The sequence below is a fragment of the Geodermatophilus sp. SYSU D01186 genome (genome assembly GCF_054050215.1).
Genome location: NZ_JBJGYW010000013.1, coordinates 1 through 12,669 on the forward strand (window position 1 = coordinate 1; position 12,669 = coordinate 12,669).

11 protein-coding genes are annotated in these 12,669 nt (G+C 75.2%); 6 read left to right on the forward strand and 5 right to left on the reverse strand.

All coding sequences use genetic code 11. From position 1 onward, the window contains the following. A partial coding sequence (locus tag ACI784_RS11350; RefSeq protein WP_457013546.1) for an LGFP repeat-containing protein occupies positions 1-406 on the forward strand: 406 nt, incomplete at its 5' end. 59 nt (positions 407-465) lie between these two features. On the opposite strand, the gene ACI784_RS11355 is transcribed toward ACI784_RS11350, so the two are convergent. From ACI784_RS11355 to ACI784_RS11370, 4 genes are all read right to left on the reverse strand, one after another. Beyond that, positions 466-2,241, reverse strand: coding sequence for an acetyl/propionyl/methylcrotonyl-CoA carboxylase subunit alpha (locus ACI784_RS11355; protein WP_457013547.1), 1,776 nt, complete (start codon positions 2,239-2,241; stop codon positions 466-468). 41 nt (positions 2,242-2,282) lie between these two features. Beyond that, entirely contained in the window at positions 2,283-2,891 is a 609-nt protein-coding gene (locus ACI784_RS11360) for a Maf family protein (protein ID WP_456925673.1), read from the reverse strand. A gap of 73 nt (positions 2,892-2,964) precedes the next feature. Further along, positions 2,965-3,180: an acyl-CoA carboxylase subunit epsilon gene (locus tag ACI784_RS11365; protein WP_457013548.1), complete on the reverse strand. Its 216-nt coding sequence runs from the start codon at positions 3,178-3,180 to the stop codon at positions 2,965-2,967. A 144-nt stretch (positions 3,181-3,324) separates the two neighbouring features. Next, the gene (locus ACI784_RS11370; RefSeq protein WP_457013549.1) at positions 3,325-4,953 is read right to left on the reverse strand and encodes an acyl-CoA carboxylase subunit beta; all 1,629 of its coding nucleotides are present in this window, start codon (positions 4,951-4,953) and stop codon (positions 3,325-3,327) included. Between the two features lie 70 nt (positions 4,954-5,023). Between ACI784_RS11370 and ACI784_RS11375 the strand changes: the two genes are divergently transcribed. From ACI784_RS11375 to ACI784_RS11395, 5 genes are all read left to right on the forward strand, one after another. After that, positions 5,024-5,863 (forward strand): biotin--[acetyl-CoA-carboxylase] ligase, encoded by an 840-nt coding sequence (locus tag ACI784_RS11375; protein WP_457013550.1) that lies wholly within the window; start codon positions 5,024-5,026, stop codon positions 5,861-5,863. A 31-nt stretch (positions 5,864-5,894) separates the two neighbouring features. Continuing rightward, complete coding sequence (locus ACI784_RS11380) at positions 5,895-6,452, forward strand: PH domain-containing protein (protein ID WP_457013551.1); 558 nt, start codon at positions 5,895-5,897, stop codon at positions 6,450-6,452. Positions 6,453-6,649: 197 nt separating this feature from the next. Beyond that, on the forward strand, positions 6,650-7,879 hold the full coding sequence (locus tag ACI784_RS11385) for an acyltransferase family protein (protein WP_457013552.1): 1,230 nt from the start codon (positions 6,650-6,652) through the stop codon (positions 7,877-7,879). 11 nt (positions 7,880-7,890) lie between these two features. Beyond that, complete coding sequence (locus ACI784_RS11390; RefSeq protein ID WP_457013553.1) at positions 7,891-9,042, forward strand: exonuclease SbcCD subunit D; 1,152 nt, start codon at positions 7,891-7,893, stop codon at positions 9,040-9,042. Then, the gene (locus ACI784_RS11395; protein WP_457013554.1) at positions 9,039-11,999 is read left to right on the forward strand and encodes an AAA family ATPase; all 2,961 of its coding nucleotides are present in this window, start codon (positions 9,039-9,041) and stop codon (positions 11,997-11,999) included. The genes ACI784_RS11390 and ACI784_RS11395 overlap by 4 nt, the downstream gene beginning before the upstream one ends. Positions 12,000-12,054: 55 nt before the next feature. Here ACI784_RS11395 and ACI784_RS11400 read toward each other — a convergent pair whose 3' ends face one another. Continuing rightward, the gene (locus ACI784_RS11400; protein ID WP_457013555.1) at positions 12,055-12,600 is read right to left on the reverse strand and encodes a hypothetical protein; all 546 of its coding nucleotides are present in this window, start codon (positions 12,598-12,600) and stop codon (positions 12,055-12,057) included. Positions 12,601-12,669 lie beyond the last annotated feature (69 nt).

Here is a 12,669-nt window from a genome sequence, read left to right on the forward strand (position 1 = left end):
GACGACGGACGTGGTGTGTGGTCTGCGGGCCGGCGGGTGTTACCAGGTGTTCCAGGGTGGTGCCCTGTACTGGTCGTCGGCGACGGGGGCGCGGGCCGTGAGCGGCTACCTGTGGTCGCGGTGGGCGGGGCTGGGCTACGAGGGTGGCTGGCTGGGGTACCCGACGACGGACGTGGTGTGTGGTCTGCGGGCCGGCGGGTGTTACCAGGTGTTCCAGGGTGGTGCCCTGTACTGGTCGTCGGCGACGGGGGCGCGGGCCGTGAGCGGCTACCTGTGGTCGCGGTGGGCGTCGCAGGGGTACGAGAGCGGCCGGCTCGGATACCCCACGACCGACGTCGTGTGCGGTCTGCCCGGCGGTGGCTGCTACCAGCGGTACCAGGGTGGCGAGCTGTACTGGTACCCCTGACGGGGTGCCGGGGGGCGTCCGGACGGTCCGGACGCCCCCCGGCAGATGACCGGGTCGCGCTACTCGCTGTCGGCGATGGTGCAGATCACCGCGCCGCTGGAGACCGACGCGCCGACCTCGGCGGCGAGGTCCTTGACGACGCCGGCCTTGTGCGCCGCGATCGGCTGTTCCATCTTCATCGCCTCGAGGACGACGACCAGGTCGCCCGCGGCCACCGTCGCGCCCTCCTCGACCGCGACCTTGACGATCGTGCCCTGCATCGGGCTGGTCAGGGAGTCGCCGGAGGTCGCCGACCCGCCGTGCCCGTGCCCGCGCCGGCGCGGCTTGGCCCCGCCGCCGGCCGCTCCGCCGCTCCCGCCCACCCCGCCGCCCCCGGCGGCCAGGCCCGCGGGCAGGGACACCTCCAGGCGGCGTCCGCCGACCTCCACGACGACGGTCTGCCGCGGCTCGGCGTCCTCGGCCTCGGCCGGGGCGGCGTCGTACGGGGGGACCTGGTTGTCCCACTCGGTCTCGATCCAGCGGGTGTGCACCGTGAACGGCTCGCTGGTGAACGCCTCGTCGCGGACCACGGCCCGGTGGAAGGGGATCACCGTCGGCATGCCGTCGACGAGGAGCTCGTCCAGCGCCCGGCGGGCCCGCTGCAGCGCCTCGGCGCGGCTGGCGCCGGTGACGATCAGCTTGGCCAGCATCGAGTCGAACGCGCCGGCCACCTCGCCGCCGGTCTCCACCCCGGAGTCCCAGCGCACGCCGGGGCCCTGCGGGATCTCCAGCCGCCGCACCGGACCGGGGGCGGGCATGAAGTTGCGGCCGGCGTCCTCGGCGTTGATGCGGAACTCGATGCTGTGCCCGCGGGGCGTGGGGTCCTCGGTGACCTCCAGCGGCAGGCCCTCGGCGATCCGGAACTGCTGGCGGACCAGGTCGATGCCCGAGGTCTCCTCGCTGACCGGGTGCTCGACCTGCAGTCGGGTGTTGACCTCGAGGAAGGAGATCGAGCCGTCGGCGCCGACGAGGTACTCCACCGTGCCGGCCCCGTGGTAGCCCGCCTCGGCGCAGATCGCCTTGGCGGAGGAGTGGATGCGCTCCCGCTGCTCGTCGGTGAGGAACGGCGCCGGCGCCTCCTCGACCAGCTTCTGGTTGCGTCGCTGCAGCGAGCAGTCGCGGGTGCCGACGACGACGACGTTGCCGTGCGTGTCGGCCAGCACCTGGGCCTCGACGTGCCGCGGCTTGTCGAGGAACCGCTCCACGAAGCACTCGCCGCGGCCGAAGGCCGACACCGCCTCACGGACGGCGGAGTCGAACAGGTGGGGGATCTCCTCGATGGTGCGGGCCACCTTCAGCCCGCGGCCGCCGCCGCCGAACGCCGCCTTGATGGCGACCGGCAGCCCGTGCTCCTCGGCGAACGCGACCACCTCGTCGGCGTCCTTCACCGGCTCCTTCGTGCCCGGCACCAGGGGGGCGCCGGCCTTCATCGCGATGTGCCGGGCCTGCACCTTGTCGCCGAGGGCGATGATCGACTCGGGGGAGGGGCCGATCCAGGTCAGCCCGGCCTCGATGACGGCGCGGGCGAAGTCGGCGTTCTCCGACAGGAAGCCGTAGCCGGGGTGGATCGCGTCCGCACCGGACTGCTTCGCGGCGTCGAGGATCTTCTCGATCACCAGGTAGGAGTCGCCGGGCGTCGTCCCGCCCAGGGCGAACGCCTCGTCGGCCGCCCGCACGTGCAGGGCGTCCCGGTCGGGCTCGGCGTAGACGGCGACGCTGGCCAGCCCGGCGTCCTTGCAGGCGCGGGCGACACGTACCGCGATCTCTCCGCGGTTGGCGATCAGGACCTTCTGCACCGTGTTCTCCTCGGGGTTCGGGCTCTGTGGGGCGAGCGGGTTCAGCGGCGCCAGAGGTCGGTGATCGTCAGCCCGCGCTTGGCCAGCTGCGTGCGCAGCACCGCCAGCGAGAGCCCGACCACCGCCGCGGGGTCGCCGTCCACCCGGCGGACGAACGGCGCCCCGAGCCCGTCGAGGGTGAAGGCGCCGGCCACGGCGAGCGGCTCGCCGGTGGCCAGGTAGGCCTCGATCTCCTGCGGCGTCGGGTCGGCGAAGTGCACCACCGTGGAGACGACGGCGACGTCCCGGCCGAGCACCTGGCCGTCCTGGACGTCGAACAGGGCCTGGCCGGTGTGCAGCACGCCGCTCCTGCCGCGCATCCGCTGCCAGCGGTCGCGGGCGTCGTGGACGTCGGTCGGCTTGCCCATCTGGTGGCCGCGGAACTCCAGCAGCGAGTCGGCACCGATGACGAGCGCGTCGCGCTCCCGCTTGGCGACGGCCGAGGCCTTCGCCGCGGCCAGCAGGGCCACCTGCTCGCCGACCCGCGGCGCGCGCACGGCGCTCTCGTCGACGTCGCTGACGACGACCTCGGGGCTCAGGCCGGCCTGCCGCAGCAGCGCCAGCCGCGCGGGGGACGCCGATGCCAGCACCAGCCGGCGGTCGACACTCATGGGTTCTCCTCGTCCAGGTCCATCTGCTGCCCCCGCGGCGCTGCTGCCCGGGGGCCGGGGCGCCCACACGCGCTCACGCGAAGCGGCCCGAGGCGCGCCAGCCGCCGGGGCCGGCGCGCAGCGGGGCGCGGTGGGCGTCGCCGGGGGACGCCCACGCCCCGACCGGTGTCGGCCGGCGCCGCTCCCGTCGCTGCGCCAGGGTGGCGACCACGACGGTGAGGGCGGCGAGCTCCTCGGCGGTGGGCCGGCCCGTGACCACCCGCAGCAGCGGGCGCTGCGGCTCGCTCACGGTGCCGCTCCTCGCTCCGCGAGGCCGGTCGTTGCGCTCCTCGGTCGCTGGCGCTCCCTGCGATGCTCGCTCACAGTGCCGTTCCTCGCTCCGCGAGGCTGTTCGCTCCGCTCCTCGGTCGCTGGCGCTCCCTGCGATGCTCGCTCACAGGGGGATGTTCCCGTGCTTCTTGGGCGGGAGGGTCTGGCGCTTGTTGGCCAGCAGGCGCAGCGCGCGCGTGACCTGCACGCGCGTGTGGGACGGCCGGATCACCATGTCCACGTACCCACGGTCGGCCGCGATGTACGGGCTCAGCAGCGCGTCCTCGTACTCGGTGATGAGCTCGGCGCGCCGCGACTCGGGGTCGTCGGCCTCGGCCAGTTCCTTGCGGTAGAGGATGTTGACCGCGCCCTGGGCGCCCATGACCGCGATCTGCGCCGTCGGCCAGGCGAGGTTGAGGTCCGCGCCCAGGTGCTTGGAGCCCATGACGTCGTAGGCGCCGCCGTAGGCCTTGCGGGTGATCACGGTGATCTTCGGGACCGTGGCCTCGGCGTAGGCGTAGATCAGCTTGGCGCCGCGCCGGATGATGCCCTCCCACTCCTGCGAGGTGCCGGGCAGGAAGCCGGGGACGTCGACGAAGGTCAGCACGGGGACGTTGAAGGCGTCGCAGGTGCGCACGAAGCGCGCGGCCTTCTCGCTGGCGTCGATGTCGAGCGTGCCGGCGAACTGGGTGGGCTGGTTGGCCACCACGCCCACCGGCCGGCCCTCGACCCGTCCGAAGCCGGTGACGATGTTGGGCGCGAACAGCGCCTGCACCTCGAGGAACTCGCCGTCGTCGAGGACGTGCTCGATGACGGTGTGCATGTCGTACGGGGTGTTCGGCGAGTCCGGGATGAACGTGTCGAGCTCGAGGTCGTCCTCGGTGACGCCGTCGGGGACGGTGACGTCGACCGGGGGCACGTCCTCGACCGGCAGCGGGTCGAGGTTGTTGGAGGGCAGGTAGGACAGCAGCGCCTTGACGTAGTCCAGCGCGTCGTTCTCGTCCTCGGCCAGGTAGTGGGCGACCCCGGACTTGGTGTTGTGCGTGCGGGCGCCGCCGAGCTCCTCGAGGGTGACGTCCTCGCCGGTGACGGTCTTCACCACGTCGGGGCCGGTGATGAACATCTGGCTGGTCTGGTCGACCATCACGATGAAGTCGGTCAGCGCGGGGGAGTAGACGTGGCCGCCGGCCGCGGCGCCCATCACCAGCGAGATCTGCGGGATGACGCCGGAGGCGTGCACGTTGCGCCGGAAGATCTCGGCGTAGAGGCCCAGGGCGACCACGCCCTCCTGGATCCGCGCGCCGCCGCCCTCGTTGATGCCGATGACGGGGCAGCCGTTGCGCATCGCGAGGTCCAGCACCTTGACGATCTTCTCGCCGTAGACCTCGCCGAGGCTGCCGCCGAAGACGGTGACGTCCTGGGAGAAGACGCAGACCGGCCGGCCGTCGACGGTGCCGTGGCCGGTGACCACGCCGTCGCCGAAGGGCCGCCGGGCGTCCATGCCGAAGTTGGTGGAGCGGTGCCGGGCAAACTCGTCGAGCTCGGTGAACGAGCCCGGGTCCAGCAGTGCCTCGATCCGCTCCCGGGCGGTCATCTTCCCGGCCGCGTGCTGCTTCTCCACCGCGCGCTCGGAGCCCGCGTGCGTGGCCTCCTGGACGCGCCGCTCGAAGTCCGCGAGCTTGCCCGCGGTCGTGTGGATGTCGACGTCGCCGGTCACGTGGTCGCCGGCGCTCTCGAGTTCGGCCGCGCTCACCGCGACCCGCTCCGGTGCCGGCTCGGTCGCTCGCTGCGATGCTCGCTCACGAGTTCCGTAGCGTAGGGGAGTGCCACAACCGACGCCGTCCCGCTCGGTCGACCCGGACCGGCCGCCCCTCGACGCGGCGGAGGTGGCGGCCGCGCTCACCTCGGACAGCGTCCTGTGGCGGTCGCTGCGCGTGGTCGAGGAGGTCGGCTCCACCAACGCCGTCCTCGCGGCCGAGGCGGCGGAGGAGGCTCCGGAGGGCACGGTGCTGGTCGCCGAGCACCAGGCTGCCGGCCGCGGTCGCCTGGACCGCACCTGGGCCTCGCCGCCCCGCGCCGGGCTCACCGTCTCCCTCCTGCTGCGCCCCGACGTCCCCGCCGCGCGGCGCGGCTGGCTGCCGCTGCTGACCGGAGTGGCACTGGCCGAGGCGGTCGGCGACGTCCCCGGGGTCCGGGCCGCGCTGAAGTGGCCCAACGACCTGCTCGCCGCCGACGGGGCCAAGCTCGCCGGCATCCTCGCCGAGGTGGCGTCCGGGGCGGTGGTCGTCGGGGTCGGGCTCAACGTGTCCACCCGCGCCGACGAGCTGCCCGAGGGCGGCACCTCCTTCGCGCTGGCCGCCGGGGCGCCGGTCGACCGCGCGGCGGTGCTGCTGCGCTTCCTGCGCGGGTTCGAGCGCCGCTACCTGCCGTGGGTGCGGGCGCTGGGCGACCCGGTCGGCACCGGCCTGGCCCGCGACTACCTGGCGTGGTGCGCCACGGTCGGGAGGGGGGTCGTGGTCACGCTGCCCGACGGCTCCGGCGTCGAAGGCGTCGCGGAGGCGGTCGACTGGGACGGCCGGCTCGTCGTCCGGACGGCGGCCGGGCGCCTGGAGCTGGCCAGCGGTGACGTGCGACACGTGCGGACACCTCCCGGAGGACAGTGACGGTCCGACTGCGCTGAGTCATCCTGGCGCGGTGCCGTACCCGGACAAGCTGCTCGCCGACGACGAAGAGGTCGTCCGCCACCTGCACCCTCACTGGCTGACCATCTTCTGGCCGATCGTGGCCTTCCTCCTGGTGGTGGGGGTCGCCTCCTTCGGTGCCGCGCTCGTGCCGGACGGGCGGCAGCAGGGCGTCGTCCGGATGGTCGTCGCGGGTGTGGCCCTGGCCCTGCTCGCGTGGTTCGTGCTGGTGCCGCTGCTGCGGTGGCGCACCACCCACTACGTCATCACCACGCACCGGCTGCTCTTCCGGGAGGGTGTGCTGGCCCGCCGGGGCCGCGACATCGGGCTGTCCCGCATCGCCGACGTCTCCTACCGCCAGACGCTGTGGGAGCGGGTGATCAACTCCGGGACGCTCACCATCGAGTCGACCGGGGACGGCGGCGCCACGGTGCTGCGGCGGATCCCCGACAGCGACGGGGTGCAGCAGCTGCTCAACCACATGGTCGAGGAGGACGCCGACCGGCGCGCCCAGGAGGCGGCCGGCTACGTCTCCGGCTGGGACACGGCGTACCCGACCGCCCGCCTCTGACCTCCGCCCGGACCCCGGGCGTCCGGACGGAGGCGCGGTGACGGGTGGGGCGGCTGTGACGAGGTTCGTCACTTCTCGACCATCGTGTGACGCGACTCTGGCGTGGTCACGAGTCGAGGCGGGCGCAGCCCGGTCGATAGCTTCGGATCCACCTGACCGGTACGGACCGGTCACGCCCAGGATGCGAGCGAGCCACTGTGAACCACACCCGTTCCGACGTCGGCGCCCCCAGTGCCGCGCGTGGGGAGATCCGTGCCCTGACCGGTCTGCGCATCGTCGCCGCGCTGTGGGTCGTCGCCCTGCACCTCAGCTACGCGCCGGTCCCGACGTTCACCGGGCTGCTGGCGCCACTGCAGCCGCTGGTGTCGGCCGGTTGGCTCGGCGTCGACCTGTTCTTCATGCTCAGCGGGTTCGTGATCACCCTGACGTACCTGCACAAGATGGGCGAGCGGCCGACCCTGGCGCGGACCCGGGACTTCCTGTGGGCGCGGATCGCGCGGCTGTGGCCGCTCTACGCCCTGGTCACCGTCGTCTTCTGGGCCTGGTTGCTCCTCCGCTCGACGGTGGACGACAACCCCTCGTTCCAGATGGTCCAGCCCCAGTTGGGCCCCGCGCACCTCGTCGAGCAGCTGCTGATGGTGCAGCAGTGGCACCGGCCCTACTTCCCGGGCGCGTCCTACGTCGGGCCCGGGTGGTCGGTGAGCGCCGAGTGGCTGGCGTACCTCGCCTTCCCGCTCGTCGCCTGGGGCCTCTGGCGGATCCGTCGGGGTTCGCCCGTCGTCCTCCTCGCCGGCGCCGTCGTCCTCGCGTCGCCGCTGGGGATCCACACCCTGATGACCGGTACGGCGGGCTTCCCCTACCAGTGGGCGGTCCGCATCGCCGGCGGCTTCCTGGCCGGCGCCCTGACCTGCCTCGCGGTGCGGCAGATCCAGGCCACCGAGGCACGCGCCCGGCTCGCGAGCCGGGTGGCGATCGGTGCGGTGGTCCTCGTCCTCGCGGTCGTGTACGCGGCCGACGTCCTCGCGCGCCGCTGGGGAGGGGACTACCAGGGGCTGGCGATCGCGGCCTTCCCCGTCCTCATCGCGGCCATCAGCCTGGCAGGGGGACGCCTCACGGCGGTGCTGGGATCGCGGCCGCTCGTCCACGGCGGTCGCATCTCCTTCGCCGTCTACCTGGTGCACGACTGTCTCTTCGAGATCGTCTGGACGGGCATGCTGTCGCTCCCCTGGCTGGCGCCGGAGACGACGAAGGCGCACTTCCTCAACGCGGTGTGCATCCCGCTCGTCCTGCTGCTGGCCCACGTGCTGTACACGCGGGTCGAGGAACCGCTGCGCTGCCGGCTGCGCGCCGTTCAGCCCTGGCCCGCGCGGTCCGTTTCCATCGTCGCCCGAGAGGCGGTGCCGGCGACTGTCGGTGGCCGCTCCTAACCTCGGCGACCATGCGGCTGCTGCACACCTCGGACTGGCACATCGGCCGCTCCCTGCACGGGGCCGACCTGCTCCGCGAGCAGGAGGCGGTGCTCTCCGGCCTGGCCGACGTGGTCGTCGCCGAGTCGGTCGACGCGGTGGTCGTCGCCGGTGACGTCTACGACCGTGCGGTGCCCTCGGCCGACGCCACGGCGGTGCTCGACCGGGTGGTCGGCCGGCTGCTGCGCGCCGGCGCCACCGTCGTCCTGACGCCGGGCAACCACGACTCCGCGCGCCGGCTGGGCACGTTCTCCGGGCTGCTCGCGGTCGCGGGCCTGCACGTGCGCGCCGCGACCGGCGGGCTCGACGAGCCGGTGCTGCTGCGCGACGAGCACGGGGAGGTCGCCGTCTACGGGCTGCCCTACCTGGAGCCGGAGATCGCCCGCCACGAGCTGGGCGTGCCGGCCGCGCGCAGCCACGAGGCGGTGCTCGCCGAGGCGATGGACCGGGTGCGCGCCGACCTCTTCCTCCGCCCCGGCGCCCGCTCGGTGGTGCTGGCGCACGCCTTCGTCGGGGGCGGCGTGCCGAGCGAGAGCGAGCGCGACATCTGCGTCGGCGGCGTCGACCTGGTACCCGCCGCGGTCTTCGACGGCGTCGACTACGTCGCCCTCGGGCACCTGCACCGGCCGCAGACGCTCACGCCGCGGCTGCGCTACAGCGGCTCGCCCCTGGCCTACTCCTTCGGCGAGGCCGGCCAGCACAAGCAGGCCTGGCTGGTCGACCTCGACGCCGGCGGGCTGGCCGAGGTGCGCCCGCTGCCCCTGCCCACGCCCCGGCCGCTGACCGTCCTGACCGGCACCCTCGCCGAGCTGCTCGACGACCCGGCCCACGCGAGCGTCGAGGAGCACTTCGTCTCCGCCCGGCTGACCGACGCCGCCCGCCCGGCCGACCCGATGCGGCAGCTGCGCGGCCGCTTCCCGCACTGCGTGCACCTGGAGTGGACCGGCGGCGACGCCGGGGGAGACGGCCGCAGCTACCAGGAGCGGCTGCGCGGCCGCAGCGACATCGACGTGGCCGGGGAGTTCGTCACCCACGTCCGCGGCGGGGTCGCGGCCAGCGCCGCCGAGCGCGAGCTCCTGGCCCGGGCCCTGGGTGCCGAGGCCCGCGAGGAGGCGGCCCGGTGAGGCTGCACTCGCTCACCCTGTCCGCCTTCGGGCCCTTCGCCGGCACCGAGACCGTCGACGTCGACGACGTCGCCCGCGACGGGTTGTTCCTGCTGTGGGGCCCCACCGGTGCGGGCAAGACGACGCTGCTGGACGCCGTGGTCTTCGCCCTCTACGGCACCGTGCCGGGTGCCCGCGGTGAGGAGAAGCGGCTGCGCAGCGACCACGCCGACGCCGCCACCCGCACCGAGGTCTCCCTCGAGCTGACCCTGGCCGGGGAGCGGCTGCTCGTGGTGCGCCGCCCCGAGCAGACCCGCCCGAAGAAGCGCGGCGCCGGGGAGACCACCGAGCAGGCCAAGCTGCTGGTGCAGCGGTGGGACGGCGCCGGCTGGGAGCCGGTGAGCACCCGGATCGACGAGGGGTCGGAGTACCTGCGGGTGCGGCTGGGCCTGTCCGCGGAGCAGTTCTGCCAGGTGGTGCTCCTGCCGCAGGGGGACTTCGCCCGGTTCCTGCGCGCCGAGCCGGAGGACAGGGCGCGGCTGCTGCGCACGCTGTTCGACGTCGGCCGGTTCGCCCGCGCCGAGGAGTGGCTGGCCGCCGAGCGGCGCGCCGTCGAGGAGACCCTGCGCGCCGACCGGCACCGGATCAGCACGCTGCTGCACCGGGTCGCCCAGATCGCCGACGTGGAGGTGCCCGAGGAGCTGGCGCCCGAGCTGGTGGGGGCCCGCCCCGGCACGACGGTCGGCTCCTGGGTGACCGCCGTCCGCACGCGCGCCGCGGCCGCCCGCACGCGGGCCGCCGCCGACGCCGAGGAGGCCGCCGCCGCGAGCGCCCGGCTCGACACCGAACTGGCCGACGCCCGCGCACTGGCCGGGCGGCACGACCGCCGCGACCGCGCCCGCGAGGAGCTGGCCCGGCTCGACGCACGGGAGGAGCAGCTGACGCCGCTGCGCGCCCGCGCCGACGCCGGGCGCCGCGCCGAGGGACTGCGCGACGTCCTGGAGGCGGCCGGCCGCTCCGCGCTGGAGGCCGAGGCCGCCGCCGCGGCGCTGGCCTCGTCCCGGGCCGCCTGGACGGCCGTCGCCGACGGGCGCGACGCGGACCTCCTGCTCGCCCGCGAGCTGCGCGACGAGGCCGCCGCGGCCCGTGCGCTGGCGCCCGAGGCCGACCGGGCGGACGCGCTGACCCGCGAGCTGGCCCGGCTGGCGCGCGAGGGGGCGGCGCTCACCGGCCGCTGCGACGAGGGCGCCCGCGCGGCGCAGGAGTGGCCCCGACGCGTCGCCGACGCCCAGAGCCGGCTGGACGCGGCGCTCGGGGCGGCCGCCCGGCTGCCCGGGCTGACCGCGGCCGAGGAGGCGGCCCGGTCGGCGCTGGCCGCCGCGACCGCCGCCGAGCGGGTGGCCGCCGACCTCGAGGCGGCCCGCACCGCCGCCGACGCCGCCCGCACGGTCTGGCTCGAGGCTCGGGAACAGTTGGTGGAGCTGCGCACCGCCCGGCTCGACGGGATGGCCGCGGAGCTCGCGGCCGGGCTGGTGCCGGGCGCCGACTGCCCGGTCTGCGGTGCCACGGAGCACCCGCGCCCGGCGCGGCCGACCGGCCGTGGGGTCTCGGCCGACGACGAGGAGCGGGCGCGGGCCGCCGCCGATGCCGCCGAGGCCCGGGCCGCCGCCACCCGGGGCGTCGTCGACGAGCGCGACCGGGAGCTCGCGGTCCTGCGCGCGCGGGCCGGCGAGCTGCCGGTGGTCGAGCTGGCCGCCCGTGCGGCGGAGGCCCGCGCCGAGCTCACCGAGGTCGCCGCCCGCGCCCGGGCCGCCGACGACGCCCGCGGGGCGCTGGCCGCGGCCGAGGCCGGCCGGGACGCCGCCGCGACCGCGCTGGCCGCCGACCGCGAGGAGTTGCAGCGCTGCGTCGCGGAGCGCGCGGCCCGCGAGCAGGCCCTCCGCGAGCTGGCGGCGCGGCTGGACGCCGCCCGGGGCGAGGACCCCGACCTGCCGACGCGGGTGCGGCGGCTCACCACGGCCGCCGAGCGCTGCGAGGCGGTCGTCGCCGCCGAGGCCGCGGAGCTGCGGGCCCGCAGCGCCGCGGAGACCACCCGGCGCACCGCCGCCGAGCGCGCCGCGACCGCCGGCTTCGACGACCTGCTCGACGCGGCCGGCGCCCTGCTGGAGACCGGTGAACTCGCCGCGCTGGAACGCCGGCTGCGCGAGCACGACGAGGCCCGCTCGGTCGTGGTCGCCACCCTCGCCGACCCCGAGCTGACCGACCTGCCGGGGCGGCCCGACCTCGCGGCCCTCGAGCAGCGGTGCGCGGCGCTCACCGCACGGCGGGAGGAGGTGGTCGCCGCCCTCGACCAGGCCCGGCGCTGCTCCGGTGCCCTCGACACGCTGGCCGGTGAGGTGGTCGCCGCGGAGGTCGAGCTCGGCGAGCGGCGGGCCTGGGCCGAGCAGGTCACCGGCCTGGCCGACCTGGTCACCGGCCGCGGCGCGAACACCCTGCGCATGCGGCTGCAGTCCTTCGTGCTGGCGGCCCGGCTGGAGCAGGTCGCCGAGGTGGCCAGCCGGCGGCTGCAGGACATGTCGGGCGCCCGTTACACGTTCCTGCACAGCGACGCGCAGGGCCGCCACGGCGCCCGCGGCGGCCTGGGGCTGGACGTGTTCGACGAGTACACCGGCACCCGCCGGCCCACCAAGACCCTCTCCGGCGGCGAGAGCTTCATGGCCTCCCTGGCGCTGGCGCTCGGGCTGGCCGACGTCGTCACCGCCGAGGCCGGGGGCGTGCAGATGGACACGCTCTTCGTCGACGAGGGCTTCGGCACCCTCGACGCCCAGGCCCTCGACGCGGTGATGAACGTGCTCGACGAGTTGCGCCGCGGCGGCCGCACCGTCGGCGTCATCAGCCACCTCGAGGAGCTGCGCACGCGCATCCCCACCCGGCTGGAGGTGGTCGCCGGACGGCACGGGTCCCGCCTGGCCGGCTGACGACCCGGGCTCGGCGCGGCCCCGCGTCACCGAGAGGGTGTGGCGGGGCCGCGGGTCACGCCCCGTCCAGCGGGAACGCCCTCTCCTCCAGGCGCCTGATGCGCTCCTCGTAGGAGGACAGGATGGACAGCCGCGCGCGCACGCGCGCGTGCTCCTCTCGGACGACGTCCACCAGCAGGTGCGGCTCGGCCACCTCCTCGGTGCCGGTGACGACGATCGGCCGGGCCTGCCCCTCCAGTCGCTGTTCGAACGCCGCCGCCTGCGATGAGAGGCGTGAGAGCTGGTGGGTGTCCCAGGAGGCCTGCCCCTCCAGCCGGGCGAGTCGCTCCTCGAAGCCGCGGGTCACCTCGTCGAGCCGGTCGACGCGCTCCGAGACGTTCTTCAGGTCCACCGCCGCCGCCAGCTCACCGGCCCGCGCAGCCAGCTCGTCCACGCGCTCGGAGACGTTCTTCAGGTCCACCGCCGCCGCCAGCTCACCGGTGCGGGCGGCCAGCTCGTCCAGACGGCGGCCCAGCTCCTCGTCGGTCGACCGCCGGTACTCGTCGATCCGTGTCCGGACGGCGTGGTCGAGTCGTCGTCGGATCCGGTTCGGCATCCTCATGGCGCTCCTTTCCTGGGGAGGGTCGTCACCGGGGCGCCTGAGAGGGCGTCACCGGGCCGCGAACTGGTC

Excerpts from the sequence above, each read along its gene's own strand:
- ACI784_RS11360 (WP_456925673.1), bottom strand. The coding sequence starts at position 2,891 with ATGAGTGTCGACCGCCGGCTGGTGCTGGCATCGGCGTCCCCCGCGCGG.
- ACI784_RS11390 (WP_457013553.1), top strand. The coding sequence starts at position 7,891 with ATGCGGCTGCTGCACACCTCGGACTGGCACATCGGCCGCTCCCTGCAC.
- ACI784_RS11400 (WP_457013555.1), bottom strand. The coding sequence starts at position 12,600 with ATGAGGATGCCGAACCGGATCCGACGACGACTCGACCACGCCGTCCGG.